This window comes from Acinetobacter sp. UBA6720 (assembly GCF_002454215.1).
Classification (GTDB): domain Bacteria; phylum Pseudomonadota; class Gammaproteobacteria; order Pseudomonadales; family Moraxellaceae; genus Acinetobacter.
Map to the genome: position 1 here is coordinate 1 of NZ_DKIK01000005.1, position 2,061 is coordinate 2,061.

Genomic DNA, 2,061 nt, shown 5'->3' on the forward strand with positions numbered 1-2,061 from the left:
CTATGTTTTGCTGAAAAATAAAACACTTACCAATAAACAGCGGAAAATTTTAGAAGTTGTCCCAGGTTGCGTACTGATTTCAGTGATTGCGCCTTATTTTGTGAAGGACAATGTCGCAGATCTACTCGCCATCGCTATCACTTTGCTTGCAGCTTCACGCTTTTCACTCTTACCAACGGTTGTGATTAGTATGCTGAGCGCGGCATTATTGCGTACCGTGCTCATCTAAACTTAATTTTTAGCGTTCAGGCTGTACGGCTTTAGCGAGAATATTCACCAACTCAGCGTTTTGTAGCTCAACTTTTTGCAACTTAGAGGTGGTCTGCTCGATCACTTCCTGTTGCACATGCATCTTTTTTGCAAGATCTTGCATAATCTCTAAAGTCTTTTTTAAATTTTCTTCAAGATGGTGTACTTTTTCCTGAAGCTGATGTTGCTCTGCGTAGGGGTCAGTTTTATCTGTCTGATTTTTAAATTGAAACCAAATTAAAAATACCACTGCGACCGCCAACAACAAAATAAATCCCCAAATTAAAATCAACATAAGCACCACTCTTCTTTATTTTCGTTTATACATTCATCATACCCACAAGTCTGTATGCGGTCTATGTCTATCATCTTGTTTTCAGAGTAAAAGATACTGTAGAAAAGCCCTTTAGGTTAATGAGGCACTAAAAGATTCACACAAATCCAATAAGCGGTTTGCATAGCCCCATTCATTGTCATACCACGCAAAGACTTTGGCTTGATGCCCTACCACCATGGTTTGCGTTAAATCAACAATGAGTGAATATGGTGAATGGTTAAAATCCGAAGACACCAAGGGTTCATCGGTCACATCCATAATTTCACGGTAGTCTGACTTCGCCGCCTGAATCAACACTTCATTGATTTTATGATCGGTAATCGGTGTTTGCGAAATAAAGGTCAAATCAATTGCCGCCACATTAATGGTCGGTACACGGATGGAATAACCATCAATACGATCAGCCATTTTTGGCATGACTTGTTTTAAAGCACCTAAAGCAGACGATGTAGTCGGGATAATGTTTTGACCTGAAGCACGAGCACGTCTTAAATCCCGATGGGCATGATCCAATACAGACTGATCAGCAGTGACCGCATGAATTTCCGTCATGAGCGCAGTATCAATACCAAAAGCATCATCAATGATTTTAACCAAAGGCACTAAGGCCTGCGTGGTACATGACACACTGGAAATGATTTGGTCACTGACTTTCACCTCATGGTGATTCACCCCATACACAATTGCGGCATCAACCGAGTCAAAAGGTGCCGCGCCAATAATGACCCGTTTTGCACCTGCATGGATATGCTCTGTTGCTGCTTCACGCGAGCGAAATAAACCTGTGCACTCTAGAACCACGTCGACATGGAGACTGGCCCAAGGTAGATCTTGCGGGTTTGCCTGACACAATACTTCAACTTTGAGCTGCGCCTGATCTTTAGACAAATGTAAATAAATCCTTTCATTTTCATAACTTAAATCGACTTTCCCTGGAAAGCGCCCATGAGTCGTGTCATATTTAAATAAATGCAATAAGGTTTCTACATCTGCTACATCATTTACCGCGACGATTTCAAACTGAAAGTTCTTTGGATTTTCAAACCAAGCACGCAATACATTACGTCCGATTCGACCAAATCCATTTATCGCCACTCGTTGCATGACTTGCCCTTATTTATAAAATGATGAAAGATAAAGCAGGCCTATATTAATGGATTTATATAGATTTGGTTAAGCTTTCTTTTTCTATGATTCATCAGTGAAGATGATGAATATGAACCCTTAAGTCACAAATTGACCCGCCTGACTAGAGCTATCAACCTGCTTTCTTTCTATCAAATGATATAAATATCCAACATTAACCCGCAAAATCAAAGAACGATTGAATACATAGAAATGTCATCAATTCGCCTTAAAGTGATTGGTGCAACATCCTTTTTCCGTTATAATTTGGCGTTTTAAAATTTTTAAGCCAGTAACTGAAGTCAGCGTATTTAGAATAAGACTTGCTTCAGCTACTATTAGCCAAATCG

The 2,061-nt window shown here is 39.9% G+C and carries 3 protein-coding genes; 1 reads left to right on the forward strand and 2 read right to left on the reverse strand.

The genetic code is table 11. The annotated features are described in order from the left end of the window. Nucleotides 1–229: AzlD family protein (locus B4F08_RS00455; RefSeq protein ID WP_291372378.1), on the forward strand; the 229-nt coding region annotated here is incomplete at its 5' end. Between the two features lie 9 nt (nucleotides 230–238). Here B4F08_RS00455 and B4F08_RS00460 read toward each other — a convergent pair. Further along, a complete protein-coding gene (locus B4F08_RS00460) occupies nucleotides 239–544 on the reverse strand; it encodes a hypothetical protein (protein WP_086207859.1) in 306 nt (101 codons plus the stop codon). Between the two features lie 111 nt (nucleotides 545–655). Further along, nucleotides 656–1,690, reverse strand: a complete 1,035-nt coding sequence (locus tag B4F08_RS00465) for a type I glyceraldehyde-3-phosphate dehydrogenase (protein ID WP_291372380.1) — start codon at nucleotides 1,688–1,690, stop codon at nucleotides 656–658. Between the last annotated feature and the right edge of the window lie 371 nt (nucleotides 1,691–2,061).

What these genes read in the sequence shown, in the direction of transcription:
- B4F08_RS00460 (WP_086207859.1), bottom strand. Translation starts at nt 544, where the DNA reads ATGTTGATTTTAATTTGGGGATTTATTTTGTTGTTGGCGGTCGCAGTG.
- B4F08_RS00465 (WP_291372380.1), bottom strand. Translation starts at nt 1,690, where the DNA reads ATGCAACGAGTGGCGATAAATGGATTTGGTCGAATCGGACGTAATGTA.